Here is a 25,105-nt window from a genome sequence, read left to right on the forward strand (position 1 = left end):
CCTGAGTCATGCCGAACACTGCTACATCTGAGCCGCGTAAGCTGATGCTCGGCAGAAAACTTGTGCGCCTAGCTGGCTATGGCATTGGCGATTTTGGACTCAATATCTACTGGCACAGCCTCTCGCTGATCCTCGTATTTTGGTACGCAGAGGTGGTTGGACTAGATCCAAAGCTGGCTGGTTGGATCTATGCGCTTGGTCTGTTGTGGGATGCAATTTCTGATCCCTTGGTCGCCAGTTTTGCCGCTGCCAATCGCAGCAAATACGGGGTGTACCGTCCGTTTATCTTGTTCGGCAGTTTTGGATTGGGTGCCTCTTTCTGCCTGCTGTTTTGGTCACCTCCATTAGAAGGCTGGCTGCTGTTCGTAGCGCTTTTGGCGTCAGCGATCATCTTCCGCACATTCTACACTATTGTGGCTGTGCCTTACTCGGCGCTGTCAGCGCGCTTGACCTTCAGCTCCGTTGAAAGAGCCGAGCTTTCTGGCGTGCGTATGTTCTTCGCCTTTTGCGGCATGTTGTGTGTTACGTCGTTCTTCTTTCCGCTCAGCCGCGCATTGGAAACGCAAGGCGAGTTTGCAGGGCAGGGCTCTTTCTTCGCCGCTCTTCTGGGTGCGTTTGTGGCCACAATTGCGCTCATTGCATGTTTTTTGTTCACTCGTGAAAAGCCTCCCCTTGGCGGTGACGATCTGCCGGTCGGTTGGAGCATGCGTTCGTTCCTTGATGCTTTCTCGCAGAACGATGCGCTGCGTATGCTCTTACTAGTGCTGCTGTTGAATTCAGCGGCTGGGGCGAGCATCAGCATACCGATAGCCTTTTATATCGAAGCGAATGCGGGCGACTTCGCAAACAAGGAAGTCATCCTGTCAGCCTATGCATTTTCCACGCTTGTCGGGACACCGATCTGGACATTGATAGCGCGCTCGCTTGGCAAAAAGAAATGCTGGTATTTGGGAACCCTGTTGACGGCCATTGGCGGTATATGGCTGTTCGCATTTGGACCATTTCTGGTCAGCGGTGTGCCGGTTCAGTTGATTCTTTACGGATTTGCGGGCTCTTCCTTTGCCATCATCATTTGGGCACTGATCCCCGACACGGTTGAATATGGCCAATACAATTACGGACGCCGCGACGAAGGCGCGGTGTTTGGCTCAAGTCTGTTTGCTCAAAAGGCGTCTAGCGCGCTGACCGGTTTGGGAGTTGGATATCTGCTTTCAGGTATTGGCTATCAGCCTGAGCGCGATGTGCAAACTGCAGAGACGGCGGTTTCACTCGGCCAATACATTGCAATTGCTCCGGTTCTCTTTTTGATCGCCGCTTCAATTACACTGTTTCTTATGCCACTGAGCAGTGGTCTGCACGCTCGCATTGTTGACGAGTTGTCGCAGTGACAGGGGGGCGAATGGCAAAGGCGAAATCTGAAAATTCAGCGAAGATGAAGGACGTTGCCGATTTGGCGGGCGTCTCGATCAAGACAGTATCGCGCGTCCTCAATAATGAGCCGCACGTGCAGGAAAAACTGCGCCGTAAAGTGCGCGAGGCAGCCGGGGCGCTCGATTATGTCCCTAGCCAGTCCGCGCGTTCGCTGCGCGGTAGCCGCTCCTACGATATCAACCTTGTTTGCCACCATGCGGGCAGCGTCTATGTCAATGCGATCCAATTTGGCGCGGTGATTGCGTGTCAGGAGCTGGGTTATCAATTGTCGATTAGTCTCGTTGAGGACCTCGGCGAAATGGCGATGGCCGATATCCGTACCGCGCTAGAGACTGTGACACGTCGTCGCCGTCCCGATGGGGTGATGCTGCTCGCGCCCTATGCTAATGACGAGAAGGTCGCCTTCGTACTTGACGAAATGGGGATACCGGTGGTGCGTGTCGGCCCTGTCGATTTGCAAAACCAGGGACTGTTGGTTGAGATAGACGATTACAAGGCGTCAATCGAAGTCGTCCAGCATTTGACGGGCCTGGGGCACAAACGAATTGGATTTATTCGCGGGAGCGAGAATCAACGTTCATCGCATGTCCGTTTTGCTGGATTTTGTGTTGCAATGGAGGCTGCGGGACTGAAGATTGATCCTGATTTCGTGCGGCCCGGCGCGTTTAGTTTTCAAACGGGCTATGATGCTGGACAGTTCTTTCTCGGCCAATCCAATCCGCCAACGGCCGTCTTCTCTTCCAACGATGACATGGCGGCAGGTCTAGTTGCCGCCCTCATCGAAGGCGGAATGAAAGTGCCGGAAGATATATCGGTCGTCGGATTTGATGACGCCGATATTGCAACGCGGATGCGCCCATTCCTAACCACTGTACGCCAACCGCTAAGTGATCTGGGCAGCACCGCAGTCCGCGAACTGGTAAAGGGCTTAAGCGACAGTAAAGGGCCGGGGCCGCATCGCATTGTCCTGGATCATGAATTCATCCTCAGAGGAACAACGGCGCCGCCAAGGCGCCCATAAAAGCTACGTGAATAGAAGGGATCTTAACGTGACACATTTGAAAAACTCCAAACTTGCAATTGTGGTCGCAATGGGCCTTTCCCTGTCGCTGTCGGCAAACGCGCAGGTGCCCCCTGCAGCGCAGGCAGGGGCCGTTCCGAGCACACCGATCGCACCCGATTTTCAAATGAAACGCTGCGTCAATATGGGCAATGCGCTGGAAGCGCCGAATGGAAGCTCTTGGGGTAAGCTCTATGCTAAAGCCGACTATCAGAAGATCGCTGAGGCAGGTTTTGATACGGTGCGCATTCCAATACGTTGGAGCGATTACACGGGCCCCGCACCAGAATATCGGCTCCATCCAGATTTCGTTGCAATAGCTGACAATAATATCAAATGGGCTTTGTCGAGCGGGCTCAATGTAGTGATTAACATCCATCATTTTGAAGAGATGATGGAGCAGCCAGGCGAACAAATGGAACGATTCCGAGCGATCTGGGATCAGCTTTCGTTGCGTTATTCCAAGCTGCCCGGCAATGTCTGGTTTGAAGTGCTGAACGAGCCCACCAAGAATTTGAAGGGCAAGGAGATGCGCCAAGCTCAGGCGCTTGCGCTTGCAACCATTCGCCGTGATAACCCTGACCGGATCGTTATTCTTGGCGGGGAAGAATGGTCTGGCATTCGTACGTTAGCGACCAACCTAGCGACCGATGATCCCAATGTTGTTTACACTTTCCATTATTACGACCCGTTCAACTTCACCCACCAAGGAGCGGCCTGGTTGGGTGAGAATATGCCCAAAGGTAAGCGTGGATGGGGTTCGGCTGCAGATAAAGTGGAATTGGCGAACGCAGTCGAAATTGCCACCACATTCCGCAAAGCCGTGGGACGGCCCGTATTCCTTGGCGAGTTCGGAGCGAATGACCCGGTCGATAACAAGGAGCGAGTGAAATGGGCCGGTGCCGTCAAAGAGGCGATGGAGGAAGCCGACATTCCTTGGTGTCTATGGGCCTACGCGAACACCTTCGCGCTCCATACTGAAGAGAATGGTTGGGACGAAGACATGCTTGCCGTTTTGACTGGAGAATAGCCGTAGGCGGAAGGGATGCGGGGGCGGGGCCGCGATCGCGGTCACCCGCATTCGCTTCTACTGATCAAGGTAAGCGAAGCTCGCTTTGGCAAAACCTTCGGCATCTTTCGTATCGTCATTTTCGACGTAGAAACACTCCAGTCCAGCGGTCTCTGACTCTGCCAAGATGGCAGAAAAATCAATTACGCCGTCGCCGATGTTGACCATTTCACCATCTTTAGATGCATCCTTGATATGGCAGGCAGAGAAACGGCCTGGTGCTTTCGCGAATAGCTCTAGAGGGTCAACATTGGCCTTGTGCGCCCAGAAGAAATCCAGCTCCATCGTTACTGCGTCGGCCTCTGTGCGCTCCAGCAAGATGTCGTAAGGCACTTCACCGTCAATCGTTTCAAATTCAAACTCATGGTTGTGATAGCCAACCATCATGCCCGCCTCTTTTGCGGGGCCAGCGCGTTCATTGAGCAGGTCTGCAATGGCTTTGTATCTGTCAAGATTGCGATCTTCTGGGGCAAGCCAGGGAATGATCAGCTTGGTTTGTCCCATCAGCGCCGCACGCTCTATGACCGCATCGAAATTGTCTTGCATATCAGCCAGCTGCACATGAGTGGAATTGCTGACCAAACCAAGATCATCCATCCGCGCTTTAATTGCGGTGGCATCGTGATCATAATAACCAGCAAACTCTAGGTCCTTATAACCGATCTGAGCCAAAGTGGTGAGGACACCGTCGTAGTCTTGCTCAAACTGCTCGCGAAAAGTGTACAGCTGAATACCGAGCTTGCCTGTGTAGGGACTGGTCTTTGCCGCTGTTTCCGGCGTGGGCGCTACGCCATTGCAGGCGGCGAGCAATCCGATGCTACCGAGCAAGCCGCCTTTTAAAACATCGCGGCGATCAAGTGATTGAAGTGCTTTCATCAGATCAAATCCTGTTTCATTTGGGTGGCGGCATAGTCGACCGCACGCGCTGTTAGAGCCATGAAAGTGAGCGATGGGTTCTGGCATGCAACCGAAGAGAACGAAGATCCGTCGGTGATAAAGACATTGGGCACATCGTGGCATTGGTTGCGGCCGTTAACGACAGAGGTTGCCGCGTCATATCCCATGCGTGCGCCGCCCATTTCGTGAATGCAATCTCCCGGAACGGGTTCTTGTTCGAATGTCTGAATATCCGTGCAGCTTAGCCGCCTCCAGCATTGCAACGGCATCGCGCTTCATCGCAACGCGCATCTTGCGTTCGTTTTCAGACCAGCTGACATCCAGGTGGATTTGCGGAATACCGTTTGGATCGCTCTTGGTTGGGTGCAGCACCGCCATGTTCTCTTCGCGCGGCAGCATTTCGCCAAAGGCTTGCAAGCGAATGCGCCAGCTGTCGGCTGGTTGTCTGAGTTCGTTCTTCAGATCCTCACCAAAGCCCTGGCCGCCTAAGGCGCGGGTCCAAGAGGCACGCGAGCTTTGCCCTTGATAGCCGTATCCGCGCAGAAACTCTCCATCGGTTTCATTGCCGAGATTGGTGAAGCGCGGAACGTAAATGCCATTGGGCCTGCGCCCTGCAAAATAGCTATCCTGAAAACCTGGATAAGCCGCCTCTGCGCCGATCCGTGTGTGATGATCCATCAGATATTTGCCAACCGTGCCGCTGTTATTGGCGAACCCGTTTTGGAAAGCTTCTGATGTGGAGTTGAGCAGCACCTGCACCGTACCCAATGTGGATGCGCACATGAAGATCACTTTGGCCTGATAATCCTGACGCTCTTTGGTGGTGCGATTGACAGTTCGCACACCGGTCGCCTTGCCGCTTTTCTCGTCATATAGAATGCGTTCGACTACCGTGTCTGGCAGCAGGGTCATATTCCCGGTCTTCTTCGCCGCTGGCAAAGTGGCCGAAACGCTCGAGAAATAGGCACCGAACGAGCATCCACGCTCGCATTGGTTGCGGAATTGGCAAGAACCGCGGCCCAACGCCAATTGCTCTTCGGTTGGCTGCGTCAGATGTGCCGCGCGGCCGGGGATCATCTTGCGTCCCGGAAAGGCTGCCTCAACCTTGGTTTTTGCGTCTTTCTCTACGCAAGTGAGGTCCATCGGTGGCTGGAACAGGCTGTCGGGTAGCTGATCTAGGCCTTCTTCTGAACCGCTGATGCCAACGAATTTCTCAACATAATTATACCACGGTTCAACATCGGCATAGCGGATCGGCCAATCCGTACCATACCCATCGGCCTTGTTGGCGGCGAAATCCATCTCGCTCCAACGATAGCTTTGCCGTGCCCACATCAATGATTTGCCGCCGACCTGATCGCCGCGCAGCCACGAAAAGGTCTTGCCGTCCTCAACCGAGTAGGGATTTTCCTTGTCGTTGATGAAGAAATTGCGCGTGCTCTCGCGGAAGGCATAGCAGGTCTGCTGCACCGGATATTCCGCATCGGCCAGTTTTGGGTCGACCCGGTCGCGGTGCTTCATATCCCACGGATTTTGGTTCTCACCGACATAATCCACGCTGTGTTCTGTTTGTTTGCCGCGTTCCAGCACCAGGGTCTTGAACCCTTTTTCGCTGAATTCCTTTGCGGCCCAGCCGCCCGACATTCCAGAACCAACAACAATCACATCGAAAGGGGTGTTCTCAGACATTCTCTTGTTACTCTCTTTCGATTCTATTTAAACGCCGCGGTTCAGCCAGGCTCGACCGACCTCTTCCAAGGGTGCGCAGGCTTCATAACGGCCAGGGATCTCTTCAAAACCGAGTTCCTTGGTGGCTTCCTCTGACGTGTAAAAGCCGAAGATCGTCATATCGCGCAGCTGCTGCCACGTGCCCTTGCCGGTCATGTCACCCGGCCCAGTGTCCAGCTCGTTCAAGATCGTGCGCTGCTGATCCGCCGATGCGCTGGCAAAGCTGTCGGCGCCCGCGTCCTTTGCCATGTCGTCAAACACGGAAAGACCAGCGCCAAAATCATCTTGCTGTTCTGTGGTGAAATGGTCGGTGAAGACTGCCTCGATATAGGCTGGCACCTTGGCGAGCCGCGCACCAGGAGTATCGGTTTGCGGGATCACCAGATCGCTGACAGCATCGATTAGCTCGAGCTTTCCAGCTAGGCTGCCGCCTGCACCATTGGAACAACCTGCGATACTGCCCATGGCAGGCAGCACAATCGCTGCGCCTGCCACCGTTATGGAGCCGCGCAGCATCGTGCGGCGGCTGAGCTTGGCCCGTGTATTTGTCATATTCATGCCTGCTCCACTTGCACTTGAGGCGCGTTTGCCTCTGATTGTTTGCGTCTGCGATCAAGGAACCAAATTACGCCGAAGATCAGCAGGAGGGGGATGGGCATCATCGCCACAAACTCAAACGCTTGCGGTGCGGCCTCAGCTTCGATCGCTTGCAATTGTGCGGCTGCCTCTGGCGTACCCGCGTCACGCAAGGCCGCTAGCGCTTCCGCAGTGCCGGCCTCTACAACCATCGCTGCGTCATACATCCGACCAAGCTGGGGCAAGAGGAAGTAGATCGCGAGCGCGCCGAATGATCCGATCAGACCGATGAACCAGCTGCCACCGCGCGGATAGCGTTCTGATACGGTCGCCATCATGGTCGGCCACAGCAGAGCAACGCCCATGCCCCAGATCGTGGTTGCGGCAATGATAAGGACCGGGCTTGATGCCTGCGACATGGCATACAGGCCAATCATTGCAGTAAGGCTGGAAACCCACAGGACGCCGGCATTGGATAGCTTGTTCGCTAGCGCGCCAGCGAAGTGACGCATTACGAACATCAATCCAGAGACGTAAACCAGCAACAGCACAGCATTGAAACCGACCTTTGCTGACAAGGCGGTGTTAATCCAGCTTGCCGGGCCCAGTTCGAGCGATGTCGTAAGCAACATTGCACCGAGCCAGACGAGAAATGTCGGTGCACGGACAATTTCAAGCATCATATCCTTAAACGATACGCCGTCCGCTGCACGCTCGGTTGGTGGGAAACGGACACCGATTGAAAGGATCAACACCAAAAGCGCTGGCAGGAACGCGACCGACATCGCCATGCGCCAAGGAATCTCCAGCCCGCTGACCGCAAAGCCGATGAGCCCGCCCGCGATTAAGCCAGCAGGCCACCATGCGTGCAGCACATTGAGCCGGTGAGTCTTTTCCTCGGGATAGAGCGCGGTTGTCATGGGATTGACCGCTGCCTCCATGGCGCCCCAGCCAATGCCCTGGATTAGGAAGCCGACTGTAAACAAGGTACGCGCTGTGTCTGGTCCAACAAAGCTAGCCGCACCAATCGCCAAGACGGTGCCTGCGACGAAGCATGTCGCTGCAATACGAATGACATTGCCAATACCCAACGCATCAAGCAGCGGGCTTGCGACAAAAAGAGTTATGCCAAAACCAAAGAAAGCCGCTCCCAAGGCGCTACCAATAGCTTCGCCTGGGTTACTGAGCCCGGCAAAGATATCGGCCTGAATGTCGCTTAGCCAACCCTACTCTTAAGGAAAATAGGAGGGCAGCAGTAAACAGGGTCAAAACCCCGATCCAAAACAGTTTTTGGCGTGGATATTCGCTCGCCTGCATCAATTTTCTCCTGAACCCTTGGGCATTATGCCCAGGGTTGTTGCAATCATCGCGGGATCAATGTCCCCGCTTCAGCAAAATCGTCAAATGCGTATTCGGTTGGGCGGATGATATGATCCGCAATGAACGGCGCGCCTTCGGCGGCGCCTTGCTCGGGATGTTTATAGCAACACTCCCATTCCAGAACTGCCCAACCATCAAACCCGTAATGAGTCAGCTTGCTGAAGATCTGGCGGAAATCGACCTGCCCATCACCAAGCGAACGGAAACGGCCCGCGCGATCTTGCCAACCCTGATAGCCGCCATAGACGCCGGTGCGTCCATTTGGCTGAAACTCCGCATCCTTCACGTGGAAGGCTTTGATTCGGTCATGATAGCGGTCGATAAAGTCGAGATAGTCGAGCTGTTGCAGCACGAAATGACTCGGGTCGAACAGGATGTTGGCGCGCGGATGATTGTCCACCGCCTCAAGGAACGCCTCAAAAGTTGCGCCATCGTGCAGGTCTTCACCAGGGTGAATTTCAAATGCGACATCAACGCCATTGTCTTCGTAAACGTCCAGGATCGGCCGCCAACGCTTGGCAAGTTCGGCAAAGCCAGCGTCAACCAATCCAGCTTAGCCGTTGAGGCCAAGGATAGACGAGGTGCCACATCAGCGCACCAGAGAAACTCGCGCATGCCTTCAGGCCGAGCCTGCGCGAGGCAACGGCGCATTTCTTCATTTGGTCGACTGCCCATTCCTGACGCTCGGCTGGTTTGCCATGCAGCGCCTCGGGGGCGAAGGCAGCGAACATTTGATCATAGGCCGGATGCACTGCCACCAATTGGCCTTGCAAGTGGGTCGACAGCTCCGTTATGGTGAGGCCATGCTCGGCGCAGCGTCCGGCTAGCTCGTCGCAGTAATCCTGACTTTCTGCAGCAAGATCGAGATCCATGCAGCGCGGATCGTTAGAGGGAATTTGAACGCCCTTATAGCCCAGGTCCGCAACCCATTTCGCGATTGTATCTAGCGAATTGAACGGCGCGGTGTCGCCCATAAACTGGGCGAGGAAAATGGCCGGTCCACGAAGTTCCTTCACGTGAGAAGACCTTTCAAATCGGAGCCCGCCGAGGGCGCTTTGATATCGTGCCAGGCGCCATTGGCGGCGTTGCTGGCCACTGCTGCCTCGAGGAAGGCCATGCCGCGCAAAGCCTCTGCAATGCCGGGCACTCCGAGCGATAAAGGCGCCACCCCGTCGCGCAATGCCTGCGCGAAATGGCGGTAAAGGTTAGCAAATGCCTCAAGATACCCCTCTGGATGACCAGAGGGCAGGCGGCACCGGCTAAGTGCCTCAGCGCACAGCGGTTTGTCGACACCAGCGCGGTGAATGACGCTCTGACCGCTGGCGAGCCGCTGTGTAAGTGTGTTTGGCTCCATTTGCCGCCATTCTAGGCTCGAATGTTCGCCATAAATACGAATCGTCAGATCATTCTCATCGCCCGCGCAAATCTGGCTAGAGATGAGTTGTCCGGTTGCGCCGTTTTCCAGCGAGAAACTGATCTCACCATCATCATCGAGTGGGCGGGTCGGATAATGACTGCGCAGCCGCGCAGACAGCCGAGCCATCCGTGAATTGGCCATAAATTCCGCCAGGCTATGGGCGTGGCTGCCAATATCACCAAGCGCGCCAGCGGGGCCGGACCGCTCTGGATCGACCCGCCATTCCGCCTGCTTGCTGCCTGCGCTTTCCGTCTCGCTGGCAAGCCAGCCTTGGGTATAATTCACCAGCACTTTACGGATCGGGCCAAATTCCGGCTGGGTTGCCAAATGCCGTGCCTGCCACACCATGGGATAGCCTAGATAGGTATGCGTTAGGCCGTAATACACGCCAGTGGTTTGCAGAGTTTCGGCCAAAGCCTCAATCTCAGCCAGGCTTATGCCCGCCGGCTTGTCCGACATAATGTGAAAGCCCGCCTCCGCGGCCGCTTTCGCCATCGGTGCATGGGTGTGATTAGGGGTGACAATCGATAGGAAGCCCATCGGATCGCGTTCGCCAGTGCTTCCGCCTGCAATCTGCGCTTCGCGGGCGAGCAAGGTTGAGACATCTTGATAGCAGCGTTTTTCAGAGAGTCCCAATGCCTTGCCGGTCGCCAGGTTGTTGGTAAAGTCGCGGCTGAATGCACCGCAGACCAGATCAATCTGGCCATCAAGTGCTGCTGCCATACGGTGGACGCCGCCAATAAAGGCGCCCTGGCCGCCGCCAGCCATTCCCATCCGCACACGTGCAGAACTCACAAAAACCTCTCCCCGAAGACCTCTATTGTCTTACGTTGTCAATTTGTATTACTGTTTTGACAGAGGCGTCAAGTGATTGTGCGTATTGGCGTCCTCAGCCGATCGGTGCGAATGTTGCAATGCTTGCGATTGACAGCGGGCAGGCAAATGCGATCTTGGCGGTGGGATGGAGGAACGGCCTGTGGGCGCGAATGAGGGCAAGCGAGCGATAAACCGCGTGGTTGTGGTTGGCGGGGGAACCGCTGGCTGGATGACTGCGGCTGGTCTTGCCAGCATGCTTGGCCAGACAGGCCTGGAAATCACATTAGTCGAATCAGAGGCGATTGGAGTTGTCGGCGTGGGCGAGGCCACACTGCCGCATATAAAAAATTTCAACGATACGATCGGCGTCAACGAAGCGGAGTTTATGGCCGCGACCTCGGCGACCTTTAAGCTGGGCATTGAGTTTGTGAACTGGGGCCGCAAGGGCGATAATTATATCCACCCTTTCGGTGAATTTGGCCTGCCCAATGCCGGTGTCGCCTTCCACCAGTATTGGCGCAAATTTGCGGGCCAGCCGGGCGTTGGCGCGCTCGATGAATATTCACTTCCTGTCATCGCCTCGCGCATGGGCAAGTTTCAACCGCCTAGCGAAGATCCCCGTTCGGTCATGTCGACCTATCGTTACGCCTATCAATTCGACACGCTGCAATATGCGCCCTTCATGCGCACCCACGCAGAGGCGCGCGGGGTCACACGGATGGAAGGCAAGGTGGTCGATGTCACGCTGGAGTCGGAAAGCGGACTGGTGAGCGCGCTGACCATGGATGATGGGCGCGTGGTAGAGGGTGATTTGTTCGTCGATTGCACCGGCTTTTTCGGCCTGCTGATCGAGAAGACGCTGAACGCTGGTTATGACGATTGGAGCGAGTGGTTACCCGCCGACCGTGCGGTTGCTGTGCCATGCGAGAGCGACGGGCCGCTGCTGCCATACACTCGGGCCACTGCGCATGAGGCCGGGTGGAGCTGGCGCATTCCGCTGCAGCATCGCACCGGTAATGGCCATGTATACTCCAGCCAATTCCTAAGCGATGATGCGGCGTGCGACACCTTGCTGGACGGGTTGGAGGGGGAGCGGTTGGCCGATCCGCGCTTCTTGCGTTTCGTAACAGGCAAGAGGCGCAAATTGTGGAGCCGCAACGTCGTGGCGATTGGCCTGTCCGGTGGTTTCCTGGAGCCGCTTGAATCGACCAGCATTTATTTAATCCAAGAGGGTATCACCAAGTTACTGGAGCTGTTTCCCGCGAATCAGGACTGCGATGTGGAAGTGGCGGAATACAACCGCTGGATGGACCTGCAGTTTGAGCGGGTGCGTGATTTTCTGATCCTGCACTACCACGCGACAGAACGCGACGATTCCGATTTCTGGAATCACATGCGCACGATGAATGTGCCCGACAGCCTGGCCGAACGGCTAGAGCTGTTCACTGCACATGGCCATGTCGGCGCCTATGATCACGGGCTGTTTCTGGTGCCAAGCTGGGTTGCGGTGCTGATCGGTCAGCGTGTATTACCCAGCAGTTTTGATGTCCGTGTTTCTAGGCAGGCTGATGCGGAGGTTTTGCGTCATCTTGCGGGGCTAAAAGGCCATATGGAAAAGGCCGCCGGTTCGATGGAAGACCACGCGGCCTATCTCGCGCGTAACAATATGATGGGGGCAGCGGCATGAGCACCGAGCGCATCCTTGTTCGCGGCTCGCCGTTGCAGGCGGGAGTTGTTGGCGCCTATCTAGCCAGCCGTTGGCTAGGGCCAGGGCGCTCTTTGGAGTTGGCAGTCGGCACCGAGGATAAGGCTACCGGCTCCTTCGAGACCCGGCCCAGTGTTCACCGCTTCCACGCTGAGATGGGCCTGCCAATTGATCAGTTGTTTGCCCGTTGTGGAGGCTCTCCGATTTTAGCAGCTGAGACGCGGACGGCAGATGGCGCGGCAGTGCAGCTGCCGTTTTCTGCCTTTGGCGTGCCGCGCGGCGGGGTTGAGTTTCACCAATATTGGCTCCGCGCCAGCCGCCTGTCTCAGCAAGCTGATCTCACGGAATTTTCCCTGTCGCTGGCGCTGCAAAACGCCGCGCATAAGCCGCCACTGGCACAATTGGAGCAGTTGCCAGTCGACTTTGGCATCGCATTTGACCGCAGCGCTTATGGCAATGCACTGTTGTCTTTCGCCAAGGCGGGTGGTGCGAGGGTGATCGAGGCGGGCAGTGAACAGGCGCAGAGTGCGAGTTTGGTGATCCAATGTTCGTCAGATGCACAGGCGCCCAAGTGGCAGGGGCAGGAGCTTAATATTGCGCAGCAAAGCGGCATCTCCGGGCTTGAATGGCACGCGTTGAGTAGTGCGGCGCGGCGATTTGCCAACTTAGCAGCGCCCTTGTCTGATTGCGTGCCGGAGCAGGCCGAATGGACCCGATTGGCCCTAGCGCAGCGAGAGCGGATGGCTGATATGCACGAACTGCTGAACATAGAGGATCCGTTGGCGAGCACACGCCCTGCGTTGCAGCGTAAGGCAGAGGTTTTTGCAGCATGCGGGCGGATCCCAACTGAGGATTATGAAGTGTTCACGCCGCCAGAATGGCTTGCGGCGCTATGGGCGCGCGGTGTTCGCCCGCGCCGGTCTGATCGGATGGCAGAGCGCCTCACAGATGCGCAGCTTTTGGATTGGCTGGATCAATTGCGCGGGCAGATCGCCAGTCTAACTCGGCAGGTGCAGGCGGCATGACAGAAAGATCGATCAAGCGCGTCGTAATCGCTGGCGGTGGCACCGCTGGTTGGATGACGGCAGCAGCTCTGGCAAAAATGGTGATGCCCGCTGGTGTCTCCGTAACTCTTGTCGAGTCTGAGGCAATCGGGACGGTCGGCGTTGGCGAGGCGACCATTCCGCCGATCACAAAGTTCAACACCCAGCTGGGCATTGATGAGCACACCTTTGTGCGCGAGACCCAGGCAACTTTTAAGCTAGGGATCGAATTTGCCGATTGGGGCGGTTTGGGAGAGCGTTATTTCCATCCCTTCGGCCGATATGGCTTTGACCTGGAGGGGGTTGAATTTCATCAATATTGGTCGCGGCTAAAAAGCCTGGGCGATGCGCATGGTCTGGCTGATTATTCGCTCAACACTTGCGCGGCCTATGCGGGCAAATTCCTGCGGCCAGAACCTGATCACGGGGCAGTGATTGGCCAGCTAGGTTATGCCTATCATTTTGATGCCGGGCTTTACGCAGCATTCCTGCGCCGCTTTGCCGAAGGGTTGGGGGTAACCCGGATCGAAGGACGGATTGAAGAGGTTGAGCAAGACAGTGATAGCGGCCTGATCACGGCGCTGTCGCTTGACCATGATCGCCAGATTGAGGGCGACTTGTTTATCGATTGCACCGGCTTTCGCGGATTGCTGATCGACGGAGCAATGGGCTCTGTCCATAAGGATTGGAGCCATTGGCTGCCCTGCAACCGCGCCGTAGCCGTGGCCTGCGAGAAGCAAGGCAATCCGGTACCTTACACTCGCTCAACCGCGCGCAAGGCGGGGTGGCAATGGCGCATCCCCCTGCAACATCGTACCGGCAATGGCTATGTCTATTGCGATGAGTATCTGAGCGCGGAAGAGGCCGAAAAAACCCTGCTGGCGAGCCTTGATGGCGCGCCGGTTTCCTCGCCCAATCATCTGCGCTTCCGCACTGGCCACCGCGAAGAATTCTGGGCCGGAAATTGCGTAGCGATTGGGCTGTCTTCCGGCTTTCTGGAGCCGCTCGAATCGACCAGTATTCACCTAATCCATATGGGCATTGCGAAACTTGTGACGCTGTTCCCAAGCAGGGTCGATGCTCCAGTGGAGAGGGCGGAATACAACCGGTTGATGACTGATGATTTCACCCATGTGCGTGACTTTCTGATCCTGCATTACAAGGCGACCAAGCGCGATGACGCGCCGTTTTGGAATTATGTGCGGGAAATGGATATTCCAGGCAGCCTGGCGGGCAAGTTAGAGTTGCTCAAGTCGCAGGGCCGCTTCTTCAAATATGATGCGGAATTGTTTGATGTGACCAGCTGGATCGCGGTTGCTGAGGGGCAGGGGTGGGGGCCGCAGGGCTTCAACGCAATAGCTAGCGGATTGTCAGAGGCGAACCTGAAGGGCAGTCTTACGAACATGCGCGCCAGCTATGCCAAGGCGGCCCAGGCCATGCCGACTCACCAAGCCTATATTGACCGCTTCTGTAAGGCGGTGCCCATTTCATTTGTGACGGAACCTGCATGAACCCTCATTTGCTCGACCGTGTTGTGATTGTTGGCGGCGGGACCGCTGGCTGGATGACGGCTGCCGCGCTCGGTCACCTGCTCGAAGGATCGCCAACCAAGGTGACGTTGATCGAATCCGAAGCCATCGGAACCGTGGGCGTGGGCGAGGCCACCATTCCGCCGATCATTGCGTTCAACACCATGCTGGGCATTGATGAGAACGAGTTCGTTCGTGAGACCAATGCCACCTTTAAGCTTGGGATTGAGTTCGTTGATTGGTTCAAAAAGGGTGAGAGCTACATCCACCCTTTTGGCGATTTTGGTCGCGATTTCGATGCTATTCCGTTTTACCAATATTGGCTGCACCGCAACCTGGCCGGGTACAAAGACGATCTGTTTTCCTATTCGCTGATGGTGGAGGCATGCTTAGCGCGAGAAGTTCATGCGGGCAACCCCTGAGCGGCCGCAATCGGCCTTTGCAGGGATTAATTACGCATTTCAGTTTGACGCCTCACTTTATGCCGCGTTTCTGCGACGCTTTGCAGAGGGTAAGGGCGTTGAACGGATCGAGGGACGGATCAGCAATGTCGCGCAAGACAGCGAGAGCGGCCATGTGCGTTCGCTTGAATTGGAATCTGGCCAATCTATCAGCGGCGATTTCTTCGTCGATTGTTCTGGGTTTCGCGGGTTGTTGATCGAGCAAACACTGGAAACCGGATATGAGGATTGGCGCAAATGGCTGCCGTGTGACCGGGCCGTGGCGATCCCCTGTACCCGTGATGCCTTCCCCATCCCCTACACTAGGGCCACGGCCCGTGAGGCCGGATGGCAATGGCGCATCCCGCTGCAACATCGCACCGGCAATGGCTATGTCTATTGCAGTGAATTTCTTGACGATGATGCCGCAGAGAAGACTCTGCTGAGCAATCTGGATGGTGAGCCTTTGGCCGAACCTAATCGGCTGCGTTTTGTCACGGGGCATCGCAAGCAATTCTGGAGCGGCAACGTGCTCGCGCTTGGGCTGGCGGCCGGGTTCATGGAGCCGCTCGAATCCACCAGCATTCACCTAGTTCAAACCAGTATCGCCCGGTTGCTGACGCATTTCCCGGACAAGCGCTTTAGCCAGCCCGATATCGATGCGTTTAACGCGCGCACTCTCAAAGAGTACATCCGTGTGCGCGATTTTCTGGTTTTGCATTACACCGCGACTCAGCGCGACGACACGCCGTTTTGGCGGCATTGCCAAACGATTGAGCAGCCCGAGGAGCTGCGCCGACGGATCGCGCAATTCGAGCAGGGGGGCGGATTTTTGAAGAGCCGAACGATATTTTCGGCACTGCCAGCTGGCTCGCGGTGATGTATGGTCAAGGTGTCGAGCCGCAGGCCAGCAATCCGTTAATCGCAAAGCTGCCGATGGAGCGGATTGATTCGATCTTGCACAAGGTCCGAGCAACAATTGATAACGCGGCCAACGATATGCCGACGCACCGATCGTTTATTGAGGAAAATTGTTCTTCAAATACAATGAGTTAAAATTTGGAGTGTCATGGAGGTCACGCCTTCCACAAGATTTGACAATCTCAGTTGACAAGGTTGTCAATTTGGGATTGAATTAAGGAATAAGTTATTGTGACCTCCATAAAGTGGGGGCTCTAAGGGGAGGAAATTTAGTGAAACAGATCCACACTCGTGCCGTGAGTGGTGCCGTGTCCAAAACGCTTTTGACGAGCGTCTCGTCCTTAGGGCTGTTGGCGGCTGCGCCTGCGATTGCTCAAGACGAGGCCCCGCAAGATGGTGCCGAGGCGACCGAGCCCGCTGAAGATGATGGCAATGCCATTATCGTCACCGGTATCCGCGCTTCGCTCGAAAGTGCGCAAGGGATTAAGCGCAACGCGGACACTGTTGTTGACGTTGTAACTGCATCAGATATCGGCGCTTTGCCTGATCGGTCTGTTTCTGAAGTTTTGCAGCGGGTGCCAGGTGTTTCTATTATTCGTTTCGCTCAGCCCAAGCGATCCTGATCACTTCGCCATCGAGGGTGCCGGAGCGGTTATTCGCGGATTGCCGTTGGTTCGTTCAGAATTGAATGGTCGTGATGTGTTTGGCGCCAGTTCTGGTGCGGTTCTTGGTTTTGATGACGTCTCTCCAGAATTGCTGAAGAGTGTTGCTGTGTTCAAAAACTCGTCAGCAGATCTAGTTGAAGGTGGCGCGGCAGGTACGATTGATCTGCGCACCAGATTGCCGCTAGATTCCGCAGGTCAGACTTTTTCTGTTTCTGCCGAATTGAATTATGGTGACATTCGAGAGGAGGTTTCACCGACTGTATCGGCGCTTTATTCGAACAATTGGGATACTGGTGCCGGTACTTTCGGTTTTCTTGCCAACGTTGCCTATTCTGAACTGAAGTCGCGTGCTGATGGTACTGCGTTTGGCGACCCGCTTGATCGCGACGCGGGTCCTGATGGAACTTTGTTCAATGCGGATGATAATTTAATCACCGACGCGAATGGAAATGCGCTATTTATCCCGTCGGGTGGCAGTATACGTCAGCAGGAATTTGACCGTGAACGCCTTACGATTGCGGCGGCGGCACAGTATGAAAGCAGCGATGGTCGCTGGCTTGCAACCGCCCAATTCTTCCGTTCAGATTCGGATTTGGTATGGGGCGAGAACGTTCTTGAGACTGTCGCTGACGGGGCTGGCCCGCGAACTGGGCTAGACCAGAGTGATTTCGTTTTCGATGGCGATGGCGTCTTTGAAAGCGGCACGATTACGGACAACTCGCAATGGCGTGGACCAAATGGGACGGCGGCTTTGGTTGGTGGTGCTGGGCCTAATGGCGGTCAGCAACTTAACACTTTCCGGACTCGCCGAGAGGAGGATAGGACAGAGGATTACGGTTTCAATCTGAAATTCGCGGCGAGCGATAGCCTTCGGTTCAATTTCGATGCGCAATACATTACAACTGAAGCTGAAGTCGTCGACTTGTCGCTTTTTGGATCGTTCTTCTCCCCAGTTTCGATTGATCGTTCAATTGGGACCGTTCCAGAAGTGAACTTTGTTGCGCCCGATGGTTTTTTTCAGGATCCGAGCAACTTTTTCCTCCGTGCATTTCTTGATCAAACCAGCCAGAATGAAGGGGACTCGCTCGCATTCCGTGGCGATGTTGAGTATGATTTCTCTGGTGACGGCTGGTTGAAATCTGTACGTGGCGGCGTCCGCTACAATCAACAAGACTTGGAATTGCGCCAATCAGACTTCAACTGGGGCGCGATCTCAGAAGTTTGGACCGGAAACGATATCCAAGGCTTGTCAGGCGGGAACTTCAACGACTTCCAATCAGTCTTACTATTCGGCGGCAATCCGAACTCAGCCTTGGATGCACTTACTGCGCCGTTCTTGGGTTCCTTTGAATTCGATAACTTCCAGCGCGGAAATGCTGCCGTTCCTAGCGGCGTTATTCCCTCGCTGAATGGGCTTTCGGCAACCGACTTTGATGGCTTTCAGGCGGCAGTTTCGAACATTCTTTCTACCATTGGTGGTAGCCCGTCCGGTGCCAACGTACTGACAGAACGGGGCGGTGTGATAGCTGGAACGCCATTCCTGCCAAGCGAAATTGGTAGCATCACTCGCGACAATATTGCCGCTTATCTTCGCTTTGACTTTGAAGGGCCGGAAAGTGATTCTGGGGTCAAATTGAGCGGCAATGTCGGTCTACGTTATGTTCGAACTGACCGGACAGTTGATACGTCAATTACTGTAGATCCATTTGACACATTCTTCTCTCCAGCGCTGCTTGCCTTGTGCGATCCAACAAATCCGGCAACGATGACACCTGGTTTCCAAACTCCGGCTGCTTGCTCGCTTGACCTGGCTGCATTTCAGACTGCTTTTGGTGACGGCCGGTTCATAGAAACCACGGTTGACACCTCGTATGATGAGTGGCTGCCAAGTTTGAACTTGAAGCTCGATCTGCCAAACTCGCATCTGCTTCGCGTTGCGGTGTCACGGACGTTGTCGCGTCCTGGCGTTGATGAGCTCAATGAGCGGATTGATATCCAGCAACTGCCGGGACCGGTTATTCCCGATGGAGCAGGTGGCACGATCAGCACTTTTGGTGGCTTCCAAGGTAGCGCAACCGGCAACGCTGCGCTCTTGCCGCAACTTTCATGGAACTTTGATGTCGCCTGGGAATGGTACTTCTCTCGCGCTGGATCAATAACTGTGACGGGTTTTCATAAGGAAATTGATAATTTCATCGCGACCCAGCCAGTGCCCGTGCCCATCACATTCGATGGATTGGATCTGCAGGTACAGCGTAATACTGTAGTGAATACTCAGGAGAACGGGTCGGTCAGTGGCCTCGAGCTTGCTTATCAGCAGTTCTTCGATTTCTTACCCGGTGCGCTTGGTGGTTTGGGTATGCAATTCAACTACACTTACATTGATGCAAAAGGGGTTTCGAACGAAATTGATCCCACACTTGCAAGTGATGATCCGCCTACCGCACGTTTTGATATTGACGATGGCATCTTCCCTCGTATTTCCGAACACAATATCAATCTCGTAGGTCTTTATGAGAAGGGACCAGTGCAGGCTCGCCTCGCATACAATTGGCGCAGTGCGTTCCAACTCACAGAGCGTGATGTGATCTTCCCATTCGCTTCGATCTATCAACCTGCTACAGGTCAGTTGGACGCTTCGATTTTCTTTGACGTTACCGATAACATCAAGATCGGTGTGCAAGGTGTAAATTTGCTTGATGACGTTACTGTCACAGAGCAATCGATCTCGGCATCGGGTCAGCGCGCCTTGCGCAATGCTTTCCGTAATGATCGACGTTTCACATTCATTGCCCGTGCAAACTTCTAGTACGAGGTGCAAGCTTCTTACTAGGATCTCCCGAGACCCCCGGATGGCCATGCTATCCGGGGGTCTTTGGGTTTAGGCCATGGATATGATCTCTGAAACACGGCATGGATGGCTTGGGATCAATAGGGAGAGAATTTTGTGACGCTTGAGACGATCGATATCGTGATCATTGTTGGGTATGCGGTGGCGTTGCTGGGGATCGCTTTGGCTGTGAGCCGGGAGCCTAAGGGCCGCGATAAGAACACCGAGGATTACTTTCTTGCCGGTCGCGCTCTGCCGTGGTGGGCAATCGGTGCCTCGCTGATTGCATCGAATATCTCAGCGGAACAGATTATCGGTCAGTCGGGCCAGGGCTTTGCCGTGGGCATGGCGATTGCGGCCTACGAATGGCAGGCGGCGCTGGTCCTGATCATTGTTGCAAAGTACTTCCTACCGATCTTTTTGAAGCGGCGCATTTATACGATGCCGCAGTTCCTTGAGCAGCGGTATGGCTCCGGCGTGAAGACGCTGATGAGCGTGTTCTGGGTCGCGCTGTATACTGCGGTTAACCTCACCACGGTGCTGTGGCTTGGCGGCCTTGCGGTGGAAAGCCTGACGGGGTGGGGCGTGCTCACTTCTATGGCGGCGCTGGCTGCCTTTGCCGCACTCTATTCGCTCTATGGCGGGCTGAAGGCGGTTGCGCTGACGGATATCATTCAGGTTGTGATCCTGATCCTGGGCGGCTTTGCGATCACTTGGTTTGCGCTTGATGCTCTGCCAGCGGATGGCGCGCTGGGCGGACTGGGTTACCTTATGGGCGAGATGCCGGGCCACTTTGAGATGATCCTCGATAATGATCATCCCGCCTATAACGATCTTCCGGGCATCTGGACGCTGCTGGGCGGGCTGTGGGTGCTGCACTTTAGCTATTGGGGTTTTAACCAGTACATCATCCAGCGCGCGCTTGGCGCAGAGAGCCTGGGTGAGGCGCAAAAGGGCCTAGCGTTCGCTGCGTTCCTAAAACTGGTGGTGCCGTTCATCGTTGTGATCCCGGGTATCGCCGCGGTCATTCTGGCTCAGCAAGGCGCGCTTGACGGCGCGGCTTTGGCGGAGCGTTCAGACCGCACTTACGGCGAACTGATGGGCTTTGCGCCCGCTGGGCTGCGCGGCCTCGTGTTTGCAGCCCTAATCGCAGCGGTGGTGAGCTCGCTCGCCTCGATGATGAACTCGATCTCGACCATCTTCACAATGGATCTCTATCGCAGCGTGAAGCCCGATGAGACCGAGCAGCATTATGTGACCGTTGGCCGCGTGGCAGCCTTCACTGCAATGGCGCTAGCACTGGTTCTGGCCCGGCCGTTCCTCGGCGGGTTTGAAAGCGCGTTTCAGACGGTTCAGGAATACACCGGCTATATCGCGCCGGGCGTGGTGATCGTGTTCTTGCTCGGCTTCTTTGATAAAAGGGCCAATGCGGCTAAGCGCCTTTACCGCGCTGATTGGGTCGGTTGCGCTGAACTTCATCGTCAACGCGGTTCTGCCTGATCTGCCATTTGTGGTGCGGATCTGGATCGTGTTCCTGGTTGGCCTTGTTGCCGCAGCCATCGTCTCACGCATGACGGCAGCACCGGATGAAGAGCAGACCGTCAAGCTGGGTGATATCAGCTTTATGACCACCGCATTGTTCAACACGCTCGCAACCATCACCATCGCTATCCTCATCGGCCTCTACGCATACCTATGGTAAGCGTGGAGGTCAGATAGCTCGCATTCAGAGATTGCGACGGTCCGGGTAAAATAAATCGCCCACTTGCCGCAACGTCACCCCTTTTCAGTCCTTCGCAGTGATGCCACTGTCACCTGTGTGGGACCGATCAGGAGTGAGAGAGAATGAATCTGGAGTTTAGCCCCGAAGAGCTGGCATTTCGCGACGAAGTGCGTGCCTTCATCGAAGAGAATTATCCCAAGCAGTTAGAAGGCCTGTCACAGCGGGACGATCTCGATCCAGAGGACATGGTCGCTTGGCACAAAATCCTCGGTGAAAAGGGCTGGTCCGTGCTAAGCTTGGCCAACCGAATATGGCGGGACCGGATGGTCCCCGACGCAGCGCTATATCTGGTCGGAAGAAAACGCGCGGGTAAACGCGGTCATGCCTTTGCCGTTTGGCGTATCCATGGTTGGTCCCGTGATCTATTCCTTCGGCAATGAAGAGCAGAAGGCTCAGCATCTACCCGGTATTCGCAGCGGCGATGTGTGGTGGTGCCAGGGCTATTCAGAGCCAGGTGCTGGTTCGGACCTTGCCTCGCTGAAGACCACCGCAGTGCGCGATGGCGATCACTATGTTATTAATGGGCAGAAAACCTGGACAACCCTGGCTCAACACGCCGATTGGGGATTCTTCCTGTGCCGCACCGATCCGGATGCGGCAAAGCCGCAGCAAGGCATCAGCTTCATTCTGGTTGATATGAAATCGCCGGGTATTGAAGTGCGTCCGATCAAGCTGATCGACGGCGGATATGAGGTCAATGAGACCTGGCTAACCGATGTTCGGGTGCCGGTCGAAAACCTCGTTGGGCAAGAAAACATGGGCTGGACCTATGCCAAATTCCTGCTCGCGCATGAGCGCAGCGGAATCGCCGGTGTTGCCCGCTCCAAACGCGGTGTTGAGCAATTGCGCGATATCGCCAAGTCAGAGCAGCTTGATGGCGCGCCGTTGATGAGTGATTTCGATTTTGCACGCAAAGTCAGCCAGCTTGAGATTGACCTATCGGCGCTGGAAATCACTGAGCTGCGCACGCTGGCCGGTGAACAGGCGGGCAAGGGCCCCGGTCCAGAAAGCTCGATTCTCAAGATTAAGGGTACGGAAATCCAGCAGCGCCTGACCGAACTCACTTTGGAGGCAGTCGGCCATTATGGCACCCCGTTCTATCCGAGCGTTTCCGATGCAGGATCGAACGAATATCCGGTGGGCCCGGCCTATGCGGAACATTCCGCTGCGAACTATTTCAATATGCGCAAAACCTCGATCTACGGGGGATCGAACGAGATCCAGCGCAACATTATCACCAAGATGATCCTGGGCCTTTAAGGCCTCAGGACACGCGGGAGACATTACGTGGATTTCAACTTCACTGAAGAACAAGACATGGTGCGCGACAGCCTGACCCGGTTGGTGCGCGAGAATTATGATTGGGAAACGCGGCAGAAAGCGATCACCAGCGACAGCGGATGGCAGCCAGAGATCTGGGCGCAGCTGGCTGAGCTGGGTCTGCTCGGAATGCCATTTGCTGAGGCCGATGGCGGCTTTGGCGGCGGCGCGGTTGATGCCATGATCGTGATGGAAGAATTCGGCAAAGGCTTGGTGGTGGAACCGTTTGTTCCAACCGTGGTTTGCGCTGGCGGATTATTGAAGCACGCTGGCACGGACGCACAAAAGGAAGAACACATTGGCGGGATCGTCGATGGCAGCCGCATCTTTGCCTTTGCCTATGCAGAGCCGCGCGGGCGCTATGATTATGCGAACCTGGAAACGACGGCGAAGAAGGACGGCTCTGGCTATGTCCTTAATGGGCATAAGGCGGTCGTGATCGGCGCGCCTTGGGCGACGCATTTGGTTGTCACTGCGCGCACATCGGGCGAGCGGACAGACCGTGAGGGCGTGTCCGTCTTCGTGATCGATAAAGGCGCCGCTGGCGTGGTTACGCGCGATTATGCAACGGTTGATGGCCGCCGCGCATCAGAGGTGTTCTTTGAAAACGCCAGCATCCCGGCCGAGGCTTTAATCGGTGAAGAGGGTGCAGGCCTGCCGCTGATCGAACTTGTCACCGACGAGGCGATCGCTGCGCAATGCGCTGAGGCTTGCGGCGCAATGAAAGTCGCGCATGCCATGACGGTGGAATATTCGCGTCAGCGCAAGCAGTTTGGTGTGCCAATCGGCTCGTTCCAAGTTCTGCAACACCGCATGGTCGATATGTTCACCGAATATGAGCAGGCGGTTTCGATGACTTATCTGGCGACGCTGAAGCTTGATGCCGATGAGAGGGAGCGCAAGCTCGCCGTTTCAGCCGCCAAGGTGCGGATTGGCCAAGCGGCGCATCATATCGGCCAGGAAGCGATTCAGATCCACGGCGGCAACGGCATGACCGACGAATATGCGATCGGGCACTATTTCAAACGCCTGACGATCTTCGACAATGAGTTTGGCAATGTCGATCATCATATGAAACGGCATGTCGCGCTCGCCAACGCTTAAACAAAGGGCAGATTGCCGAGAAAGAAAAGGGGGCTCTACGCAGCAGCGCAGAGCCCTCTTTCTCGTCTGATTTAGAGGTCTGACCCTAGGCCATGAAGCCAAGGTCGGACTGAGCAAACCGGCCAATGTTCGGCGCGATTGATGGCAGTTCTGAATTCTCCACGCCAAACCAGCGCGCCAGGGTTGATGAATATTCGTCAACCGAGACAGTCGGCAACAGGCGGCCGCGGCCCACCTGGTCGTCGCTCTCGACGGACACCTGAGGTGCGGTGCCATAGAAGCGTCCGCCATTGACGCCGCCGCCAACGATGAAGTGGTGGCTGCCCCAGCCATGGTCTGAACCGTCGCCATTGGAGGCTAGCGTCCGGCCAAAGTCGGATGCGGTGAACGTCGTCACCTGATCTTGGATGCCGAGATCGAGCGTTGCCTGATAAAACGCATCGAGCGCGAAATCGACCTGGCTGAGCAGACCTTCATGACGTCCGATGAGGCCATCGTGATTGTCAAACCCGCCCATGCCGACCAAGAAAACCTGTCGCGTGACGCCCAATCGGTTCCGCGCAGCAATCAGCCGGGCCACGACCGACAATTGCGCAGCGAGCCGGTTGTTCTGGCCAAAATCGGTCGTGACTGTCGTGTTTTCCAACGCCTCAGCGATGAAACCGCCATATTCAATCGAGCGGGCATTCACCATCGAATAATCGGCCTCAAGAACATTACCATTGCTGCTCTTAAGGATGCTGTCCAATGCCGCTGAGGCCGACTGCGAGCGATAAACCCGGCCGCGTTCAAGCCCGCGGAACTGGGTCGCGCCATTGTTGGAAATCTTATACGGCACGGCATCTTCGCCGGTCATAAAGACCGCGTTGTCTGCGGCATTTATCAGCGTGAACATAGAGTTGGTGTTGCTTGACTGGGCTAGGTCACCCATTCTCCCGCCCCAGCCAGAGGTGGAACCCTCCGGCTGTGAGCTTTGCCAGGTTGATTGCTGGTCATTGTGGGAAAAGAGCTTGGCTTAGCCGTGGAAATTGCGAATTGTTGTCGCTTTCGAATTGCGCTTTCGTCAAAGGAACGATCAGCGGGCCAACGTTAAGGAGTGGTGCCATCGCACCTTGATCAAAGCGCGCCTTCAGGCGCGGCATTGAGGGTGCGAGCGCATAACGAATGTCGTCTGTTAGCGTCTGATTGCCGGTGGGATTGAGCACGGTGGCCGACAGGTTTGAACGTGGCAGAGCGATCCCGCCGCCTGCATCGCCTTGACCGCCGCGAATGGCGGCATAGCGATTGTAGTTCGTCTGATCGAACGGGATCAGCGTGTTGCCATGGTCGTTGCCACCATAAAGGAACACGCACACAAGCGCTTTATACCCGCTGCAGCGGATGAAAACGCT

19 protein-coding genes and 4 pseudogenes are annotated in these 25,105 nt (G+C 55.7%); 14 read left to right on the top strand and 9 right to left on the bottom strand.

All coding sequences use genetic code 11. The annotated features are described in order from the left end of the window. Positions 1-8 precede the first annotated feature (8 nt). Genes AC0V6Z_RS08360 through AC0V6Z_RS08370 form a run of 3 tightly spaced genes read left to right on the top strand, consistent with a single transcriptional unit; the run spans position 9 to position 3,521 of the window. On the top strand, positions 9-1,388 hold the full coding sequence (locus AC0V6Z_RS08360) for an MFS transporter (RefSeq protein WP_472638074.1): 1,380 nt from the start codon (positions 9-11) through the stop codon (positions 1,386-1,388). 11 nt (positions 1,389-1,399) lie between these two features. Continuing rightward, positions 1,400-2,452: a LacI family DNA-binding transcriptional regulator gene (locus AC0V6Z_RS08365; protein ID WP_472638075.1), complete on the top strand. Its 1,053-nt coding sequence runs from the start codon at positions 1,400-1,402 to the stop codon at positions 2,450-2,452. Between the two features lie 28 nt (positions 2,453-2,480). Next, a complete protein-coding gene (locus AC0V6Z_RS08370; RefSeq protein WP_472638076.1) occupies positions 2,481-3,521 on the top strand; it encodes a glycoside hydrolase family 5 protein in 1,041 nt (346 codons plus the stop codon). 57 nt (positions 3,522-3,578) lie between these two features. Here the strand turns inward: AC0V6Z_RS08370 and AC0V6Z_RS08375 are convergent, their stop codons facing one another. The 7 genes and pseudogenes from AC0V6Z_RS08375 to AC0V6Z_RS08405 all read right to left on the bottom strand — a co-directional run bounded on the left by AC0V6Z_RS08375 (position 3,579) and on the right by AC0V6Z_RS08405 (position 10,353). Next, positions 3,579-4,436: a sugar phosphate isomerase/epimerase family protein gene (locus tag AC0V6Z_RS08375; RefSeq protein ID WP_472638077.1), complete on the bottom strand. Its 858-nt coding sequence runs from the start codon at positions 4,434-4,436 to the stop codon at positions 3,579-3,581. Continuing rightward, positions 4,436-4,726 (bottom strand): GMC family oxidoreductase, encoded by a 291-nt coding sequence (locus tag AC0V6Z_RS08380; RefSeq protein WP_472638078.1) that lies wholly within the window; start codon positions 4,724-4,726, stop codon positions 4,436-4,438. The genes AC0V6Z_RS08375 and AC0V6Z_RS08380 overlap by 1 nt, the downstream gene beginning before the upstream one ends. Next, complete coding sequence (locus tag AC0V6Z_RS08385; protein WP_472638079.1) at positions 4,614-6,146, bottom strand: GMC family oxidoreductase N-terminal domain-containing protein; 1,533 nt, start codon at positions 6,144-6,146, stop codon at positions 4,614-4,616. Before AC0V6Z_RS08385 ends, AC0V6Z_RS08380 begins: the two co-directional genes overlap by 113 nt. A gap of 27 nt (positions 6,147-6,173) precedes the next feature. After that, positions 6,174-6,737: a gluconate 2-dehydrogenase subunit 3 family protein gene (locus AC0V6Z_RS08390; protein ID WP_472638080.1), complete on the bottom strand. Its 564-nt coding sequence runs from the start codon at positions 6,735-6,737 to the stop codon at positions 6,174-6,176. Positions 6,738-6,739: 2 nt separating this feature from the next. Continuing rightward, complete coding sequence (locus AC0V6Z_RS08395) at positions 6,740-7,915, bottom strand: MFS transporter (RefSeq protein WP_472638081.1); 1,176 nt, start codon at positions 7,913-7,915, stop codon at positions 6,740-6,742. Between the two features lie 209 nt (positions 7,916-8,124). After that, positions 8,125-9,115, bottom strand: a pseudogene (locus AC0V6Z_RS08400) (sugar phosphate isomerase/epimerase family protein). Between the two features lie 38 nt (positions 9,116-9,153). Beyond that, positions 9,154-10,353: a Gfo/Idh/MocA family protein gene (locus AC0V6Z_RS08405; protein WP_472638082.1), complete on the bottom strand. Its 1,200-nt coding sequence runs from the start codon at positions 10,351-10,353 to the stop codon at positions 9,154-9,156. A gap of 166 nt (positions 10,354-10,519) precedes the next feature. Here AC0V6Z_RS08405 and AC0V6Z_RS08410 point away from each other — a divergent pair, with 166 nt between their 5' ends. The 11 genes and pseudogenes from AC0V6Z_RS08410 to AC0V6Z_RS08460 all read left to right on the top strand — a co-directional run bounded on the left by AC0V6Z_RS08410 (position 10,520) and on the right by AC0V6Z_RS08460 (position 23,714). Then, positions 10,520-12,061 (top strand): tryptophan halogenase family protein, encoded by a 1,542-nt coding sequence (locus tag AC0V6Z_RS08410; RefSeq protein WP_472638083.1) that lies wholly within the window; start codon positions 10,520-10,522, stop codon positions 12,059-12,061. Next, positions 12,058-13,104: a tryptophan 7-halogenase gene (locus AC0V6Z_RS08415; RefSeq protein WP_472638084.1), complete on the top strand. Its 1,047-nt coding sequence runs from the start codon at positions 12,058-12,060 to the stop codon at positions 13,102-13,104. Before AC0V6Z_RS08410 ends, AC0V6Z_RS08415 begins: the two co-directional genes overlap by 4 nt. After that, positions 13,101-14,633 carry a tryptophan halogenase family protein gene (locus AC0V6Z_RS08420; protein ID WP_472638085.1) on the top strand — a complete coding sequence of 511 codons (1,533 nt, stop codon included), beginning with the start codon at positions 13,101-13,103 and terminating at the stop codon, positions 14,631-14,633. The genes AC0V6Z_RS08415 and AC0V6Z_RS08420 overlap by 4 nt, the downstream gene beginning before the upstream one ends. Next, positions 14,630-15,073 carry a tryptophan 7-halogenase gene (locus AC0V6Z_RS08425; protein ID WP_472638086.1) on the top strand — a complete coding sequence of 148 codons (444 nt, stop codon included), beginning with the start codon at positions 14,630-14,632 and terminating at the stop codon, positions 15,071-15,073. Before AC0V6Z_RS08420 ends, AC0V6Z_RS08425 begins: the two co-directional genes overlap by 4 nt. Continuing rightward, positions 15,057-16,147: pseudogene (locus AC0V6Z_RS08430) on the top strand (tryptophan halogenase family protein). The gene AC0V6Z_RS08425 and the pseudogene AC0V6Z_RS08430 overlap by 17 nt, the downstream one beginning before the upstream one ends. A gap of 137 nt (positions 16,148-16,284) precedes the next feature. Further along, positions 16,285-16,635: a TonB-dependent receptor plug domain-containing protein gene (locus AC0V6Z_RS08435; protein ID WP_472638087.1), complete on the top strand. Its 351-nt coding sequence runs from the start codon at positions 16,285-16,287 to the stop codon at positions 16,633-16,635. Next, entirely contained in the window at positions 16,595-19,486 is a 2,892-nt protein-coding gene (locus AC0V6Z_RS08440) for a TonB-dependent receptor (RefSeq protein ID WP_472638088.1), read from the top strand. Before AC0V6Z_RS08435 ends, AC0V6Z_RS08440 begins: the two co-directional genes overlap by 41 nt. 138 nt (positions 19,487-19,624) lie before the next feature. After that, positions 19,625-21,007: a sodium:solute symporter family transporter gene (locus AC0V6Z_RS08445; RefSeq protein WP_472638089.1), complete on the top strand. Its 1,383-nt coding sequence runs from the start codon at positions 19,625-19,627 to the stop codon at positions 21,005-21,007. Continuing rightward, positions 20,934-21,209 (top strand): hypothetical protein, encoded by a 276-nt coding sequence (locus AC0V6Z_RS08450; RefSeq protein ID WP_472638090.1) that lies wholly within the window; start codon positions 20,934-20,936, stop codon positions 21,207-21,209. Before AC0V6Z_RS08445 ends, AC0V6Z_RS08450 begins: the two co-directional genes overlap by 74 nt. A 143-nt stretch (positions 21,210-21,352) precedes the next feature. Continuing rightward, positions 21,353-22,550, top strand: a pseudogene (locus tag AC0V6Z_RS08455) (acyl-CoA dehydrogenase family protein). Positions 22,551-22,577: 27 nt separating this feature from the next. After that, positions 22,578-23,714, top strand: a complete 1,137-nt coding sequence (locus AC0V6Z_RS08460; protein ID WP_472638091.1) for an acyl-CoA dehydrogenase family protein — start codon at positions 22,578-22,580, stop codon at positions 23,712-23,714. A gap of 85 nt (positions 23,715-23,799) precedes the next feature. Here AC0V6Z_RS08460 and AC0V6Z_RS08465 read toward each other — a convergent pair. Together AC0V6Z_RS08465 and AC0V6Z_RS08470 are read right to left on the bottom strand one after the other, a co-directional pair. After that, positions 23,800-24,690 (bottom strand): annotated as a pseudogene (locus tag AC0V6Z_RS08465) (DUF1501 domain-containing protein); the annotation flags it as partial. 16 nt (positions 24,691-24,706) lie between these two features. Then, positions 24,707-25,063, bottom strand: a complete 357-nt coding sequence (locus tag AC0V6Z_RS08470; protein ID WP_472638092.1) for a hypothetical protein — start codon at positions 25,061-25,063, stop codon at positions 24,707-24,709. Positions 25,064-25,105: the final 42 nt, after the last annotated feature.

This window comes from Erythrobacter sp. SN6-5, from assembly GCF_057364945.1.